Annotated in this window: 13 protein-coding genes; 9 read left to right on the top strand and 4 right to left on the bottom strand. The window is 67.9% G+C overall.

From position 1 onward, the window contains the following. Window positions 1-103 precede the first annotated feature (103 nt). Window positions 104-394, bottom strand: a complete 291-nt coding sequence (locus tag F3J15_RS03610; protein ID WP_039366241.1) for a DUF3331 domain-containing protein — start codon at window positions 392-394, stop codon at window positions 104-106. A gap of 662 nt (window positions 395-1,056) precedes the next feature. On the opposite strand from F3J15_RS03610, the gene F3J15_RS03605 reads away from it, so the two are divergent. The 9 genes from F3J15_RS03605 (at window position 1,057) to F3J15_RS03565 (ending at window position 10,372) form a co-directional block, all read left to right on the top strand. Then, window positions 1,057-1,821 carry an SDR family oxidoreductase gene (locus F3J15_RS03605; protein WP_166887877.1) on the top strand — a complete coding sequence of 255 codons (765 nt, stop codon included), beginning with the start codon at window positions 1,057-1,059 and terminating at the stop codon, window positions 1,819-1,821. A 41-nt stretch (window positions 1,822-1,862) separates the two neighbouring features. After that, entirely contained in the window at window positions 1,863-2,705 is an 843-nt protein-coding gene (locus F3J15_RS03600) for an ureidoglycolate lyase (protein WP_069252330.1), read from the top strand. 23 nt (window positions 2,706-2,728) lie between these two features. Continuing rightward, window positions 2,729-4,006 (top strand): L-fuconate dehydratase, encoded by a 1,278-nt coding sequence (locus F3J15_RS03595; protein ID WP_089448193.1) that lies wholly within the window; start codon window positions 2,729-2,731, stop codon window positions 4,004-4,006. Between the two features lie 43 nt (window positions 4,007-4,049). Next, window positions 4,050-4,826 carry an SDR family oxidoreductase gene (locus tag F3J15_RS03590; RefSeq protein WP_089448192.1) on the top strand — a complete coding sequence of 259 codons (777 nt, stop codon included), beginning with the start codon at window positions 4,050-4,052 and terminating at the stop codon, window positions 4,824-4,826. Between the two features lie 12 nt (window positions 4,827-4,838). After that, entirely contained in the window at window positions 4,839-6,377 is a 1,539-nt protein-coding gene (locus tag F3J15_RS03585; RefSeq protein WP_166887873.1) for a sugar ABC transporter ATP-binding protein, read from the top strand. 27 nt (window positions 6,378-6,404) lie between these two features. Further along, a complete protein-coding gene (locus F3J15_RS03580; RefSeq protein WP_166887870.1) occupies window positions 6,405-7,442 on the top strand; it encodes an ABC transporter permease in 1,038 nt (345 codons plus the stop codon). A gap of 97 nt (window positions 7,443-7,539) precedes the next feature. After that, window positions 7,540-8,481 (top strand): ABC transporter substrate-binding protein, encoded by a 942-nt coding sequence (locus F3J15_RS03575; protein WP_166887867.1) that lies wholly within the window; start codon window positions 7,540-7,542, stop codon window positions 8,479-8,481. Between the two features lie 63 nt (window positions 8,482-8,544). Next, window positions 8,545-9,417 (top strand): amidohydrolase family protein, encoded by an 873-nt coding sequence (locus F3J15_RS03570; RefSeq protein WP_166887864.1) that lies wholly within the window; start codon window positions 8,545-8,547, stop codon window positions 9,415-9,417. Window positions 9,418-9,607: 190 nt separating this feature from the next. After that, window positions 9,608-10,372 carry a FadR/GntR family transcriptional regulator gene (locus F3J15_RS03565; protein ID WP_166887861.1) on the top strand — a complete coding sequence of 255 codons (765 nt, stop codon included), beginning with the start codon at window positions 9,608-9,610 and terminating at the stop codon, window positions 10,370-10,372. Window positions 10,373-10,404: 32 nt separating this feature from the next. Here F3J15_RS03565 and F3J15_RS03560 read toward each other — a convergent pair whose 3' ends face one another. From F3J15_RS03560 to F3J15_RS03550, 3 genes are all read right to left on the bottom strand, one after another. Then, the gene (locus tag F3J15_RS03560; RefSeq protein ID WP_166887858.1) at window positions 10,405-11,646 is read right to left on the bottom strand and encodes an FAD-binding oxidoreductase; all 1,242 of its coding nucleotides are present in this window, start codon (window positions 11,644-11,646) and stop codon (window positions 10,405-10,407) included. Between the two features lie 305 nt (window positions 11,647-11,951). Beyond that, on the bottom strand, window positions 11,952-13,307 hold the full coding sequence (locus F3J15_RS03555; protein ID WP_166888120.1) for an amidase family protein: 1,356 nt from the start codon (window positions 13,305-13,307) through the stop codon (window positions 11,952-11,954). Between the two features lie 14 nt (window positions 13,308-13,321). Continuing rightward, complete coding sequence (locus F3J15_RS03550) at window positions 13,322-14,662, bottom strand: MFS transporter (RefSeq protein WP_166887855.1); 1,341 nt, start codon at window positions 14,660-14,662, stop codon at window positions 13,322-13,324. Window positions 14,663-14,723 lie beyond the last annotated feature (61 nt).

Here is a 14,723-nt window from a genome sequence, read left to right as displayed (position 1 = left end):
ATAGTGCGCGCGGGCGTGGCAGACAAGCTGGGGAACTAGACCGGCGCTTCTAGGGCCGGCGCATCGTGAGGCGCCGCGTGCCGTGATGCGCGGCCGGCAGGATTTACCTGCCGCCGGCCAGCGCGAGCACTTCGGCGGCGGAGATCATCGCGGCCGCGTTCGCGGGTGCCGGGCGTTCGGCCGGGCGGAAGACTTCGTCGCCGCGGTGGATTACCTGGCGCGACAGCGCGCAGGTGCCGGTGCGTTGCGCGAAGCGGCGGCGCCAGCGCTGTTCACCGTAGTGACAGCGGCCGGGTTCGACCCAGCGGACGACGAGCAGCGTATCGGAACGTTCGAGGATTTCGACGTGAACGTCGGCGGGATCGAGCGCAGGCAGGGATTTGGAGGCCTTCATTTGCCGTTTCCTAAAGCTCGTGCGGTTCGGTCATGGCAGTGGATGTCACTACCCGATGGCGAATCCGTAGCGGTTTCCATGAGTGGTGCGCTAAATGTAAGCGTCTGTGACCGGAAAAAACATCCTGTCTGGCTCAAATTACCTTTTGCCGATTTAGAAACAATCCAAGCTTATTTTCTTGGAAACCACAGACAAAAACGCCCCGGACGTGAAGCCCGGGGCGGAAAATCGGCCTGCGCGCCGTGTCTGCTCGCCCAGTCACGGAGCCCATCGCCGGGGGACGGAGGTGCCCGCAGGGATCGAACGCGGGCGGGGTGGCGATGGACCGGATGCGCAGTCCGGTACGTCATGATGGCGCGCGCATCCCGTTGAGACCCTGACGTGAACATGACTTTTTCGTCAGTTTGGCGGGGTGCCGCGCCAGGACGTGTGCCGTCATCCCGCCCGAAGCCCCGCCGATATTGAGGTTGTGCAGCCCCCCGGACAGGCGCTCCGAGCGCCTTCGAACGCCAAATCCTTGCTCGACGGCCCGATTTCCCCACCCGGGTAAATACTGAATCCCGATTCCGTGACAAACGCGGAATCACTTCCTATGATTGGCTGGACCTTTAGTCCTTTGTGCCAATCGGCCGACGGGTGGCCGGCTTTTCCGGGAGGTGCTCATGAGATTGCAGGGCAAACGCGCGCTGGTGACGGCGGCCGGGCAGGGCATCGGCCGCGCGACCGCGCTGCGGTTCGCGAGCGAGGGCGCCGACGTGCTGGCGACCGACATCAACGAAGCCGCGCTCGTGCGGCTCGAGGCCGACGCCGAGCGCGCGGGCGGCCGGCTGGCCACGCGTCGGCTCGACGTGACCGATGCGCAGGACGTCGCGGCGCTCGCCGCGAGCGAACGCGCATTCGACGTGCTGTTCAACTGCGCGGGCTTCGTGCACCACGGCTCGATCCTCGACTGCGACGACGAAGCATGGGCGTTCTCGCTGAACCTGAACGTCACGTCGATGTACCGGCTGATCCGCGCGCTGCTGCCCGCGATGCTCGAAGCCGGCGGCGCGTCGATCATCAACATGGCGTCGGCCGCGTCGAGCGTGAAGGGCGTGCCCAACCGCTTCGTGTACGGCACGACCAAGGCGGCCGTGATCGGGCTGACCAAGGCGGTGGCCGCCGATTTCGTCGAGCGGGGCATCCGCTGCAACGCGATCTGCCCGGGCACGATCGAATCGCCGTCGCTGGAACAGCGGATCGCGGACCAGGCGCGCACGCGCCACGTGTCAACCGACGAAGTGCGCCAGGCGTTCGTCGCGCGCCAGCCGATCGGGCGCATCGGAACCGCGGAGGAAGTGGCCGCGCTCGCGCTGTACCTCGCGTCCGACGAAGCGTCGTTTACGACCGGCGCGATCCACCTGATCGACGGCGGCTGGTCAAACTGACCGCGCCCTCCCATTCACTTTCCGTATCGGCTCGACACGACATGAAACTGCTGAGATTTGGCGACAAACACCATGAGAAACCCGGCCTGCTCGATGCGCAGGGCCATATCCGCGACCTGTCCGGCGTGATCGACGACATCGCCGGCGACGTGCTGGCGCCGGCATCGCTCGCGCGGTTGCGCGACATTCCGCCGTCGTCGCTGCCGCTGGTCGAAGGCACGCCGCGGCTCGGCGCGTGCGTGGGCCGCGTCGGCAAGTTCATCTGCATCGGGCTCAACTATTCCGACCACGCGGCCGAATCGGGGATGGAAGTGCCGAAGGAGCCCGTCGTGTTCGGCAAGTGGACGAGCGCGATCTCGGGGCCGAACGACGACGTCGAGATTCCGCGCGGCTCGGAGAAGACCGACTGGGAAGTCGAGCTCGGCGTGGTCATTGGCCAGGGCGGCCGCTACATCGCGGAAGCCGACGCGCTGTCGCACGTCGCCGGCTATTGCGTCGTGAACGACGTGTCGGAGCGCGAATTCCAGCTCGAACGCGGCGGCACGTGGGACAAGGGCAAGGGCAACGACACGTTCGGGCCGCTCGGCCCGTGGCTCGTGACGGCCGACGAAGTGCCCGATCCGCACGCGCTGCGGCTGTGGCTCGACGTCGACGGCCATCGCTACCAGAACGGCACCACCGCGACGATGGTGTTCCGCGTGCCGCACCTGATCAGCTACCTGAGCCGCTTCATGAGCCTGCAGCCGGGCGACGTGATCTCGACCGGCACGCCGCCCGGTGTCGGCCTCGGGCAGAAGCCGCCCGTCTATCTGCGCGCCGGACAGGTGATCACGCTCGGCATCGACGGGCTCGGCGAGCAACGCCAGCGCACCGTGCAGGCCTGATTTCCTTTAACGGACGGTTCGCCATGCCTATCATTCGATCGATGCGCGTCCTCGACGTGCGCTTCCCGACCTCGCGCCAGCTCGACGGCTCCGATGCGATGAATCCGGACCCCGATTATTCGGCGGCCTACGTCGTGCTCGAAACCGACCATGACGGGCTCGAAGGTCACGGGCTCACGTTCACCATCGGGCGCGGCAACGAAATCTGCTGCGCGGCGATCGACGCGATGCGTCACCTCGTCGTCGGCCTCGACCTCGACTGGATCCGCGAAGACATGGGCCGCTTCTGGCGGCACGTGACGTCGGACAGCCAGCTGCGCTGGATCGGCCCCGACAAGGGCGCGATCCACCTGGCGACGGGCGCGGTCGTCAACGCGGTGTGGGATCTGTGGGCGAAAGCCGAACGCAAGCCGCTGTGGCGGCTCGTGGCCGACATGAGCCCCGAGGAGCTGGTGCGCGCGATCGACTTCCGCTATCTGACCGACTGCCTGACGCCGGACGAAGCGCTCGACCTGCTGCGCCGCCAGGCGCCCGGCAAGGCCGACCGGATCGCGCTGCTCGAGCGCGACGGCTACCCGTGCTACACGACGTCGGCCGGCTGGCTCGGCTACAGCGACGACAAGCTGCGGCGGCTGTGCCGCGAAGCCGTCGAAGCCGGGTTCGAGTACGTGAAGCTGAAGGTCGGCGCGAACCTGGAGAACGATATCCGCCGCGTGACGATCGCGCGCGAGGTGATCGGCCCGGACCGCAAGCTGATGATCGACGCGAACCAGGTGTGGGAAGTGGACGAGGCGATCGACTGGGTGCGCGAGCTGGCGTTCGCGCGGCCGTGGTTCATCGAGGAGCCGACCAGCCCCGACGACGTTGAAGGGCATCGCAAGATCCGCAAGGCGATCGCGCCCGTGCAGGTCGCGACCGGCGAGATGTGCCAGAACCGCGTGCTGTTCAAGCAGTTCATCGCGCGCGGCGCGATCGACGTCGTGCAGATCGATGCGTGCCGGCTCGGCGGCGTGAACGAGATTCTCGCGGTGATGCTGATGGCCGCGAAGTACGGGCTGCCCGTGTGCCCGCATGCGGGCGGCGTCGGGTTGTGCGAGTACGTGCAGCATCTGTCGATGATCGATTACATCTGCATTGCCGGCACGAAGGAAGGGCGCGTGACCGAGTACGTCGATCACCTGCACGAGCATTTCGTCGAACCGTGCGTCGTGCGCGGCGCGGCGTACATGCCGCCGACGGCGCCAGGTTTCTCGATCGAGATGAAGCCCGAATCGCTGGAGCAGTACCGGTTCCGCGGCTGACACGCGTTGAGCGTGCCGACAACATGAACGACGGAGACGCGAAGTGGATCTAAATCTGCAACACAAGGTCGTGATCGTGACCGGCGGCGCGTCGGGCATCGGCGCCGCGATCTCGATGCGGCTGGCCGAAGAAGGCGCGATTCCGGTGGTGTTCGCGCGCCACGCGCCCGACGACGCATTCTGGCGCGCACTCGTGCAGAAGCAGCCGCAGGCCGCGTGCATCTCGGTCGAATTGCAGGACGATGCGCAGTGCCGCGATGCCGTTGCGGAAACGGTCACGCGCTTCGGCCGACTCGACGGCCTGGTCAACAACGCGGGCGTCAACGACAGCATCGGGCTCGATGCCGGACGCGATGCGTTCGTCGCGTCGCTCGAACGCAACCTGATCCACTACTACGTGATGGCGCACTACTGCGTGCCGCACCTGAAGGCGTCGCGCGGCGCGATCGTCAATATTTCGTCGAAGACGGCCGTCACCGGGCAGGGCAACACGAGCGGCTATTGCGCATCGAAGGGCGCACAGCTTGCGTTGACGCGCGAATGGGCCGTCGCGTTGCGTGACGACGGCGTGCGCGTGAACGCGGTGATTCCGGCCGAGGTGATGACGCCGCTCTATCAGAACTGGATCGCCGGCTTCGACGACCCGCAAGCGAAGGTCGCGGAAATTGCCGGCAAGGTGCCGCTCGGCAAACGCTTCACGACCGCCGACGAAATCGCCGATACGGCCGTGTTCCTGCTGTCGGCGCGCGCATCGCACACGACGGGCCAGTGGCTGTTCGTCGACGGCGGCTATACGCATCTCGACCGTGCGATCAGTTGAGGGCGGCGATCCATGCAACCGGACCTGAACCCGAACACCGCGCCGCCGTTGATCGCATTGACCGGCATCGGCAAGCGCTTCCCCGGCGTGCAGGCGCTCGACGATTGCCGTTTCGACCTGCGTGCCGGCGAAGTGCATGCGCTGATGGGCGAGAACGGCGCCGGCAAGTCGACGCTGATGAAGATCCTGGCGGGCGTCTACCAGCGCGACGACGGCGAGATCCGGATGGACGGCCGCGCGGTGGAGATCGCCGATCCGCGCGCCGCGCAGGCGCTCGGGATCGGCATCATCCATCAGGAACTGAACCTGATGAACCACCTGAGCGTCGCGCAGAACATCTTCATCGGCCGCGAGCCGCGCGGCCGCTTCGGCGTGTTCGTCGACGAAGCGGCACTCAACCGCGACGCGGCCGCGATCTTCGCGCGGATGCGGCTCGATCTCGACCCGCGTACGCCGGTCGGCCGGCTCACGGTGGCGAAGCAGCAGATGGTCGAGATCGCGAAGGCGCTGTCGTTCGACTCGCGCGTGCTGATCATGGACGAGCCGACCGCCGCGCTCAACAACGCGGAGATCGCCGAGCTGTTCCGCATCATCCGCGATTTGCGCACGCACGGTGTCGGCATCGTCTACATCTCGCACAAGATGGACGAACTGCGCCAGATCGCCGATCGCGTGACCGTGATGCGCGACGGCAAGTACGTGGCGACCGTGCCGATGGCGGACACGTCGATGGACACGATCATCGCGATGATGGTCGGCCGCCAGCTCGCGACCGAATTCCGCACGCCGCCCGATACGTCCGCGAACGACGTCGCGCTCGAAGTGCGCGGGCTGTCGCGCGGCCGCGCGATCCGCGATGTCGGCTTCACGCTGCGGCGCGGCGAGATTCTCGGCTTCGCCGGGTTGATGGGCGCAGGCCGCACCGAGGTCGCGCGCGCGGTGTTCGGCGCGGACCCGGTCGATGCGGGCGAGATCCGCGTGAACGGCAGGGTCGTGACGATCCGCACGCCGGCCGATGCGGTGAAGTACGGCATCGGCTACCTGTCCGAGGATCGCAAGCACTTCGGGCTCGCGGTCGGGATGGACGTGCAGAACAACATCGCGCTGTCGAGCATGCGCCGCTTCGTGCGCCGCGGCATGTTCCTCGACGCGCGTGCGTTGCGCGATACCGCGCAGTCGTACGTGCGGCAGCTCGCGATCCGCACGCCGTCGGTCGCCCAGCCGGCGCGGCTGCTGTCGGGCGGCAACCAGCAGAAGATCGTGATCGCGAAGTGGCTGCTGCGCGACTGCGACATCCTGTTCTTCGACGAGCCGACGCGCGGCATCGACGTCGGCGCGAAAAGCGAGATCTACAAGCTGCTCGACGCGCTCGCCGCGGACGGCAAGGCGATCGTGATGATCTCGTCGGAGTTGCCCGAGGTGCTGCGCATGAGCCACCGGATTCTCGTGATGTGCGAAGGACGCGTGACCGGCGAATTGCGCGCGGCCGAGGCCACGCAGGAAAAGATCATGCAGCTCGCGACGCAGCGCGAGTCGACCGTATTGTCCTGAATCAGACGCCGAGACGCTTACCCGATCATGTCCAACGATACGCATCCCGTTCCGCCTCTCGCTTCCGGTGACGCGCCGGCCGGCGCATCCGGCTTCCGCGCCCGCTTCTTCAACCCGGCCGCGCGGCAGAAGCTGCTCGCGTTCGCGAGCCTCGTGCTGCTGATCGTGTTCTTCAGCTTCGCGTCGCCGAACTTCCTCGAGGTCGACAACCTCGTCGCGATCCTGCAGGCCACCGCGGTAAACGGCGTGCTGGCCGTCGCCTGTACCTACGTGATCATCACGTCGGGCATCGACCTGTCGGTCGGCACGCTGATGACGTTCTGCGCGGTGATGGCCGGCGTCGTGCTGACGAAGTGGGGCATGCCGCTGCCGCTCGGGATCCTGGCCGCGCTGTGCTTCGGCGCGCTGTCGGGCAGCGTGTCGGGCTTCGTGATCGCGAAGATGAAGGTGCCGCCGTTCATCGCGACGCTCGGCATGATGATGCTGCTCAAGGGGCTGTCGCTCGTGATCTCGGGCACGCGGCCGATCTACTTCAACGACACGCCGGGCTTCACGTCGATCGCGCAGGATTCGCTGATCGGCAACCTGATTCCCGCGCTGCCGATTCCGAATGCGGTGCTGATCCTGTTCCTCGTCGCGGTTGGCGCGTCGATCGTGCTGAACCGCACGATCTTCGGCCGCTACACGTTCGCGCTCGGCAGCAACGAGGAAGCGCTGCGGCTGTCGGGCGTCAACGTCGATGCGTGGAAGATCGCGGTCTACACGTTCAGCGGCGCGGTGTGCGGGATCGCCGGGCTGCTGATCGCGTCGCGGCTGAATTCCGCGCAGCCCGCGCTCGGGCAAGGCTACGAGCTCGATGCGATCGCGGCCGTGGTGATCGGCGGCACGTCGTTGTCGGGCGGCGCGGGCAGCATCGTCGGCACCATCATCGGCGCGTTCATCATGAGCGTGCTGACGAACGGCCTGCGCATCATGTCGGTCGCGCAGGAATGGCAGACGGTCGTGACGGGCGTGATCATCATCCTCGCCGTCTACGTCGACATCCTGCGCCGGCGGCGCCGCTGACGGTCGCATTCATACAGGCATGTGCTTCATCGCCGGTTCCGGCCGGCGTCCCAGTCGTTCCAGTCGGTTGAGTCGATACGAAAAAAGGAGACGCGAAGTGATCAGGAGCAAGGTATTGAACGCGATCGTCGGGCTGACGTTCGCCGTCGGCGTCACGGCCGGCGCGCAGGCGCAGGAAACCTACATCCCGCTGATCTCGAAGGGCTTCCAGCATCAGTTCTGGCAGGCCGTGAAAGCGGGTGCGATGCAGGCCGCGAAGGACTACAAGGTGAGGGTGACGTTCGACGGGCCGGAGACCGAGGCGATGGTCGACAAGCAGATCGACATGCTGTCGGCCGCGATCGCGAAGAAGCCGGCCGCGCTCGGCTTCGCGGCGCTCGACAGCAAGGCCGCGCTGCCGCTCCTGAAGAAGGCGCAGGCCGAGAAGATCCCGGTGATCGCGTTCGACTCGGGCGTGGACAGCGACATCCCGGTGACGACGGCCGCGACCAACAACAAGGCCGCGGCGTCGCTCGCCGCCGACAAGCTCGCCGCGCTGATCGGCGATGAAGGCGAGGTGGCCGTGGTCGCGCACGACCAGACGAGCCGCACCGGCATCGATCGCCGCGACGGCTTCCTCGAACGGATGAAGTCGGCGCACCCGAAGGTGCAGGTTGTGACCGTGCAGTACGGCGAAGGCGACCAGCTGAAATCGACCGAGGTGACGAAGTCGATCCTGCAGGCGTATCCGAAGCTCAAGGGGCTGTTCGGCACCAACGAAGGCTCGGCGATCGGTGTGGTCAACGGCGTGCGCGAGATGAAGCGCAAGGTCGTGATCGTCGGATACGATTCCGGCAAGCAGCAGAAGGACGCGATCCGCAGCGGGCTGATGGCCGGCGCGATCACGCAGAACCCGGTCGGGATCGGCTACAAGACGGTCGAGGCGGCCGTGAAGGCGATCAAGGGCGAGAAGCTGCCGAAGGTCATCGATACCGGCTTCTACTGGTACGACAAGACCAATATCGACGATCCGAAGATCGCGGCGGTGTTGTACGACTGAACGTTGCGTCGAGCGGCGGCGGCGCGCGCCGCCGCAGCAGCAGCGACCGGACACGAGGGCATCATGGGCGCAGTACGTATCGATTCCCATCAGCACTTCTGGCGCTATCGCGCCGCCGATTACCCGTGGATCGGCGCCGGGATGGGGGTGCTCGCGCGCGACTACCTGCCCGACGCGCTGTGGCCGCTGATGCATGCGCAGGCGATCGGCGCGTCGATCGCGGTGCAGGCGCGCGCCGGGCGCGACGAGACGGCGTTCCTGCTCGATCTCGCGCGCGACGATGCGCGCATCGCGGCGGTGGTCGGCTGGGAGGATCTCGCCGCGCCGCAGCTCGCGGATCGTATTGCCGAATGGCGCAGCCCGAAGCTGCGCGGGTTCCGTCACCAGGTACAGGACGAAGCCGATGCCGGCGCGTTCGTCGCGGAGCCGGGCTTCAACCGCGGCATCGCGTGGCTGCAGGCGAACGGCTACGTGTACGACGTGCTCGTGTTCGAGCGCCAGTTGCGGGATGTGTGGGCGTTTTGTGCGCGGCACGACGCGCACTGGCTCGTGCTCGATCACGTCGGCAAGCCCGCACTCGCCGACTTCGAGCGCGACGACACGGCGCTCGCGCGCTGGCGCGGCGCGTTGCGCGAGCTGGGCGCGCTGCCGCATGTCGTGTGCAAGCTGTCGGGGCTCGTGACCGAGGCCGACTGGAAGCGCGGGCTGCGCGGGAAGGACGTCCGGCGCATCGAGCAGTGTCTCGACGCGGCACTCGACGCGTTCGGCCCGCAGCGGCTGATGTTCGGGTCGGACTGGCCCGTGTGCCTGCTGGCCGCGTCGTATGACGAAGTTGCGTCGATCATCGAGCGCTGGGCCGAATCGCGGCTGTCGGCGGCCGAGCGCAACGCGCTGTGGGGCGGCACCGCCGCGCGTTGCTACGCGGTGCCGACGTGAACGCGCGGGCGCGTGCGTTGGAACGTGGCTTCGTCGGACGAATGGCGACGGGTGCCACGGTGTGTCGATGGTTGCGGTCGCATCAATGCTTCACCCGATGCCCGGGGCCGAACCTTTAGAATATGCGCAAACGGTTGCGTGCGATGCGCGCGCGGCCGTCCAGAACGAAACCGATCACCAGTCCCGACGTATGTCCATCCAGCCGATTCAGAACCGCCGTCTCTACCAGCAGATCGCCGACAAGCTCAGTGCGATGATCGAGTCCGGCGATTTTCCGCCGGGCAGCTACCTGCCGCCCGAGCGCGAACTGGCCGAACAGTTCGGTGTGTCGCGCACCTCGGTGCGCGAGGCGCTGATCGCGCTCGAAGTGAGCGGGCTCGTGAGCGTGCGCGTCGGCGACGGCGTGAAGGTGCGCCACCCCGAAACGGCTGCCCCCGAACCCGCGCCTGTCCCTGTGGAAAAGGCCGCGCCGTTCACGATCGTCGAGATCGATCCCGAACTCGGCATCGCACTCGACCTCGATACCGAAATCCCGCCGTTCGCGTTGCTGCAGGCGCGCCGTCTGATCGAGCCTGAAGCGGCGTCGCTGGCCGCGAAGCACGGGTCGGACGAGCAGATCGAAGGAATCCACGAGGCGTTCCTGCGCAACCAGGCAGACAACCTCAGCGGCTCGCTCACGCATCCGGGCGACCGGCTGTTTCACATCCGCATCGCGGAAGCGAGCGACAACGCCGCGTATGCGCTGATGATCAAGCAACTGCTCGCGCACAAGTACGACCCGATGTTCCAGCGGCTGCAGTCGCTGTACATGCCGAACGACATGCCGCACCGGTCGGAACTCGAACACCGCGCGATCCTCGATGCGATCCGCGCACGCGACCCGGACGCCGCGCGCCGCGCGATGGCCGAGCATCTGGACGAAGTGATCCGCATCTTCGGTCGCGCGCTCGATTGAGCGCGCGCTTCGAAGCGTGATCGGTTGCCCGTTCAGAAGCGATCCGCGCGATACGGCGCCGGATCGGTGAACGGCGCTTCGCCCGTCATCATCTCGGCCAGCAGGCGGCCGGTGACGGGGCCGAGCGTCAGCCCGTGATGGTTGTGGCCGAACGCGAACCACAGCCCGCGATGCGCGGGCGCGGGCCCGATCACCGGGCGCATGTCGGGCGTGCACGGCCGGAAGCCGAGCCACGGGTGCGGGTCGAGCCGCTCGCCGAAACCGAACACGGGCCGCGCGACGCGTTCCGCGCGTTCGAGCTGGACGCCGGTGGGCGGCACGCCGCGCCGCGCGATCTCGACGCCGGTCGTCAGCCGCAACCCGCGCTTCATCGGGGCGATCACGTAACCGTATTCGCGATCGACGATCGGCGCCGACGGCACGCCGCGCGCGGACGGCGCGTAGTGCATGTGATAGCCGCGCTTCTCGCGCAGCGGGATCGTGTAGCCGAACTTGCCGAACACCGTGTCGGACCACGGGCCGAGCGCGACGACCACGGCCGGCGCGGCGGCCAGGCCGTCCTGCGTCCTGACCTGCCAGCCCGGCGACAGTGCGTCGAGGCTCGCGGCGTCGCCCGTCAGCAGCGTGCCGCCGCCTTGCACGAAGAGTTGCGCGTACGCTTTGACGAGCGCGGCCGGGTCGACGACGCTTTTCGGATCGAGCCAGTGCAGCGCGCCGCAGAAGCCGGGCGCGAGGCTCGGTTCGTGCGCGCTCAGCGCGGCGGCATCGAGTGGCGTGATGCCGAGCCCGTGGCGGCGCGCGGCGAGTCCGGCTTCGGCCACGCCGCGTTCGAATGCGGCCGGCGTGCGGAACGCTTCCAGCCAGCCGTTCGCGCGGATGAGTTCGCCGGCGCCGGCCCGCGCGATCAGCGCGTCGTGCTCGACGATGCAGCGCTCGATCAGCGGCAGCATGTCGCGCGACGCCGCCGCGTGACGCAGCGGCGCCGATTCCCACCAGAAACGTGCGAGCCAGGGCGCGAATGCGGGCAGCGACGCGCTATGCCAGTAAAGATCGGTCGAGCGGTTCAGCGCATAGCGCATCAGCGTGAACGGGCTGCGCGGGAACGGATACGGTTCGACCGACGAGCGCTCGATCAGCCCCGCGTTGCCGAAGCTCGTGCCTTCGCCGGGCGCGCCGCGATCGACGAGGGCGACCTTGCGTCCGCGATCCTGCAGGTGGAGTGCCGCGGAGACGCCGACGATGCCTGCGCCGAGAACGATGACGTCGAAATCCATCAGTGGTGAATGACGGTGAGCGGCGCGCGCCCGCGATGAGGCGTATGCGCCCGGGTTGGAGAGCAGTTCGAGCTGCAAGCATACTCGCGGCGGCGTGGGGCACCAAGGGGCGCGCGCGGCCGACGCGCTGTCGGTGGCCCGTGCGCGACGATTGCCGTGACGACTGACGAGAACGGATGCGTGGCGCGGGATGGCTGCGAGAAAGCGGACGAATACCGAAGCGTGCCGGCGACTCGGGGTGTCGTTTCTGTCCGCTCGGCATACCGTTCGTGCGTCCGCGCGCCGGTGCGAATTCCGGTACCGGATCAGGTTCCGTTCGAGTGGCACGCATTGCGCGCCGCCGCCGCCAGTTGTCGCGCCGCCGCGAAGCAGGCCACTTCGTCCCCCGGCGCGCCGATCAGCTGCACCCCGACCGGCAGCTCGCCCGACATGAAGCACGGCGCGACGATCACCGGCAGGTCGGCAAACGAGATCGGCTGCGTGAGCATGCCGAGCGTCTTCGCGGGTTCGAGCGCGATGCCGTTGACGTCGACGGTGGCGTCCGTGAATCGCGGAGCGGCATAGGGTGTCGCGGCCGCGATCAGGATGTCGTAGCGCGCGAAGTATGCCGCGATGTGCGTTCGCCATGCGGCGCGGCAGGCCAGTGCCTGCGCGTAGACGGAATCGGGTGTCGCCGCACCGGCGGCAATGCGGGTTCGCAGTCGTTCCGACACCTGTGCAGCCGGCGCATTGAGCAATCCGCGATGTGCGCGGGCGACTTCCACGTTGGACACGATGACGGCCGCTTCACGCACGCGCGCGGCTAGCGCGCCGTCGATCGGGATGGCGTCGGCCGCATGCATGCAGACCGCTGCGCGCTCGACGGCCTGCCATGCGGCTGTATCGGCATGCAGTTCAAAATCGCCGGTCAGCACGGCGGCCCGTAGCGGGGTGGCCGGATCGCGTGCCGATCGTTGGGTCGGCAACGAGGTGTCGCCAAGCAGCGCGCCGTAGAGTGCAGCGAGATCGTCGATGTCGTTCGCGAACCCGCCGACCGCGTCGAGCGTGGCCGCATACGGCACGCATCCCGCGCGCGAAAGCCGCTCCGTGCCGGGCCGGATGCCCCAGACGCCGCACAAGGCGGCCGGCGCGCGGATCGAGCCGTTGGTATCGCTGCCGAGCGCGAGCGGGACGTAGCCGGCTGCCACTGCGGCGGCCGATCCGCTCGACGAGCCGCCCGTCATTCGCGAGGGATCGACCGGCAGCCGCACCGCGCCGAAATGCGGATTCACGCCGGTGGCGCCGCATGCCAGTTCATCCATGTGCGTGGCGCCGACCGGAATCGCCCCGGCCGCGACGAGCCGCGCGACCATCGCCGCATCGTCGCGGGCGCCCGGCAGCGCGGCGCGCGCGGGCGAGCCGGCAATCGTCGCGTAGCCCGTGACGTCGAAATTTCCCTTCACGAGAAACGGCACGCCTGCGAGCGGACCGGGATCGCGTCCATCCCGTACGAGGGCGTCGATACGCTGCGCGTCGCGCAGCGCCCGCGCGTCGAAGGTTTGCGAGCATGCGCGATATAGCCCGTCGCGGACGGCGATGTCGTCGAGCACGGCCCGCACGATCGACGCGGCATCGACCTGTCCGGCACGCACCGCAGCCGCCACCGCAAGCGCGCTGCGCATCGGCAACGGCGCGGTCATGCGCGCTCCATCAGCCGGCGCGGAATCGACAGGATCAGCGCGGCCGCGGCGAACAGAGTGAACGCGAGCAGCGCGACGCCCAGTTCGGTGCTGCCGGTCAGCCCGGTCGCGTAGCCCATCAGCGTCGGGCCGACGAAGCCCGCGACGGCCGCACCAATGTTGACGAGCCCCGCGCCGCCCGCTGCCGCGTCGCCGGCGAGAATCCGCGACGGCAGGCTCCAGAACATCGCCAGCGTGCTCATGATGCCGGCCACACCGACGGTCAGGCACGCCACGGCGAGCACCGGATGCGCATGCACGCCGAGGCTCGCGAGCAGCGCGATGCCGCCGAACGCGACGGGTAGCGCCGTATGCCAGCGGCGCTCGCCGGTGCGCACCGAATGTTGCGCGTTCGCGACCATCGCGATCGACGCGACGAGATAAGGAATCGCGCTGACGAGGCCGATCGCGAGATTGCTGAGCGTACCGAGCGCCTTGATCATCGTCGGCATCCAGAACACGAGGCCATAGTTGCCGACGTTGTAGAGGAACGACGTCGCAACCAGGATCCACAGGGTCGGCTCGCGCAGCGCGTCGCCCAGGTGCGCGCGCTTGCCGGCCGCTTCCTGCGCCATTTCCACATGGATCGTCCGCTTTTCAGCGTCGGTCAGCCAGCTCGCATCGTCGACCCGCTCGGTCACGCGCGTGAGCAGATACAGGCCGAGCACGATCGCGGGCAGTCCCTCGAGCAGGAACATCCACTGCCAGCCGCGCAATCCGAAGCCGCCGTGCGTCGCATCCATGATCCAGCCCGACAGCGGCGCACCGACGATCACGCCGAGCGGCATCGCGAGAAACAGCAACGCCATGACCTTGGCCAGCCGATGCGACGGAAACCACACGCTGAAGTACGCGATCACGGCCGGGAAAAAGCTGGCTTCGGTCACGCCGAGCAGGAAGCGCAGTGCGTAGAAACTGACCGTGTCCCGCGTCGCGAGCGTGGCGATCGATACGGCGCCCCACGCCAGCATCGAGCCGGCGAGACAGCGTTTGACACCGAGCTTGCGCACGAGCCAGCCGGCCGGCACCTGAAGCAGCAGGTAGCCGACGAAGAACAGCCCCGCGCCGACGCCGTACGCGGCATCCGACAGATGGAGGTCGCTCACCATCTGCAGTTTCGCGAAGCCGACGTTCACGCGGTCGAGGTAGCCGAAGAAGTAGCAGACCAGGATCAACGGGATGATGCGCCGGCTCAGTCGCGCGTACAGCGCGTCGACGTCGGGCGCGTGGGCGCTCGCGTTCGTGTCGGGGCCGGTCTGCATGCCGCGCGGCGCGGCGGCGCCATTGGAATTCGTCATCGTGACTCCGTGCGGGTTGGGGCGGCGGGCCGTAGACGTTGCGCAGGGCCTCCCGCCGGCA

The sequence above is a fragment of the Burkholderia sp. Ap-955 genome, assembly GCF_011753045.1.
GTDB classification, from domain to species: domain Bacteria; phylum Pseudomonadota; class Gammaproteobacteria; order Burkholderiales; family Burkholderiaceae; genus Burkholderia; species Burkholderia lata_D.
This window is presented reverse-complemented; position numbering and strand designations above follow the sequence as displayed.

Excerpts from the sequence above, each read along its gene's own strand:
- F3J15_RS03550 (WP_166887855.1), bottom strand. The coding sequence starts at position 14,662 with ATGACGAATTCCAATGGCGCCGCCGCGCCGCGCGGCATGCAGACCGGC.
- F3J15_RS03595 (WP_089448193.1), top strand. The coding sequence starts at position 2,729 with ATGCCTATCATTCGATCGATGCGCGTCCTCGACGTGCGCTTCCCGACC.
- F3J15_RS03610 (WP_039366241.1), bottom strand. The coding sequence starts at position 394 with ATGAAGGCCTCCAAATCCCTGCCTGCGCTCGATCCCGCCGACGTTCAC.
- F3J15_RS03570 (WP_166887864.1), top strand. The coding sequence starts at position 8,545 with ATGGGCGCAGTACGTATCGATTCCCATCAGCACTTCTGGCGCTATCGC.
- F3J15_RS03600 (WP_069252330.1), top strand. The coding sequence starts at position 1,863 with ATGAAACTGCTGAGATTTGGCGACAAACACCATGAGAAACCCGGCCTG.
- F3J15_RS03555 (WP_166888120.1), bottom strand. The coding sequence starts at position 13,307 with ATGCGCAGCGCGCTTGCGGTGGCGGCTGCGGTGCGTGCCGGACAGGTC.
- F3J15_RS03565 (WP_166887861.1), top strand. The coding sequence starts at position 9,608 with ATGTCCATCCAGCCGATTCAGAACCGCCGTCTCTACCAGCAGATCGCC.
- F3J15_RS03585 (WP_166887873.1), top strand. The coding sequence starts at position 4,839 with ATGCAACCGGACCTGAACCCGAACACCGCGCCGCCGTTGATCGCATTG.
- F3J15_RS03580 (WP_166887870.1), top strand. The coding sequence starts at position 6,405 with ATGTCCAACGATACGCATCCCGTTCCGCCTCTCGCTTCCGGTGACGCG.
- F3J15_RS03605 (WP_166887877.1), top strand. The coding sequence starts at position 1,057 with ATGAGATTGCAGGGCAAACGCGCGCTGGTGACGGCGGCCGGGCAGGGC.
- F3J15_RS03560 (WP_166887858.1), bottom strand. The coding sequence starts at position 11,646 with ATGGATTTCGACGTCATCGTTCTCGGCGCAGGCATCGTCGGCGTCTCC.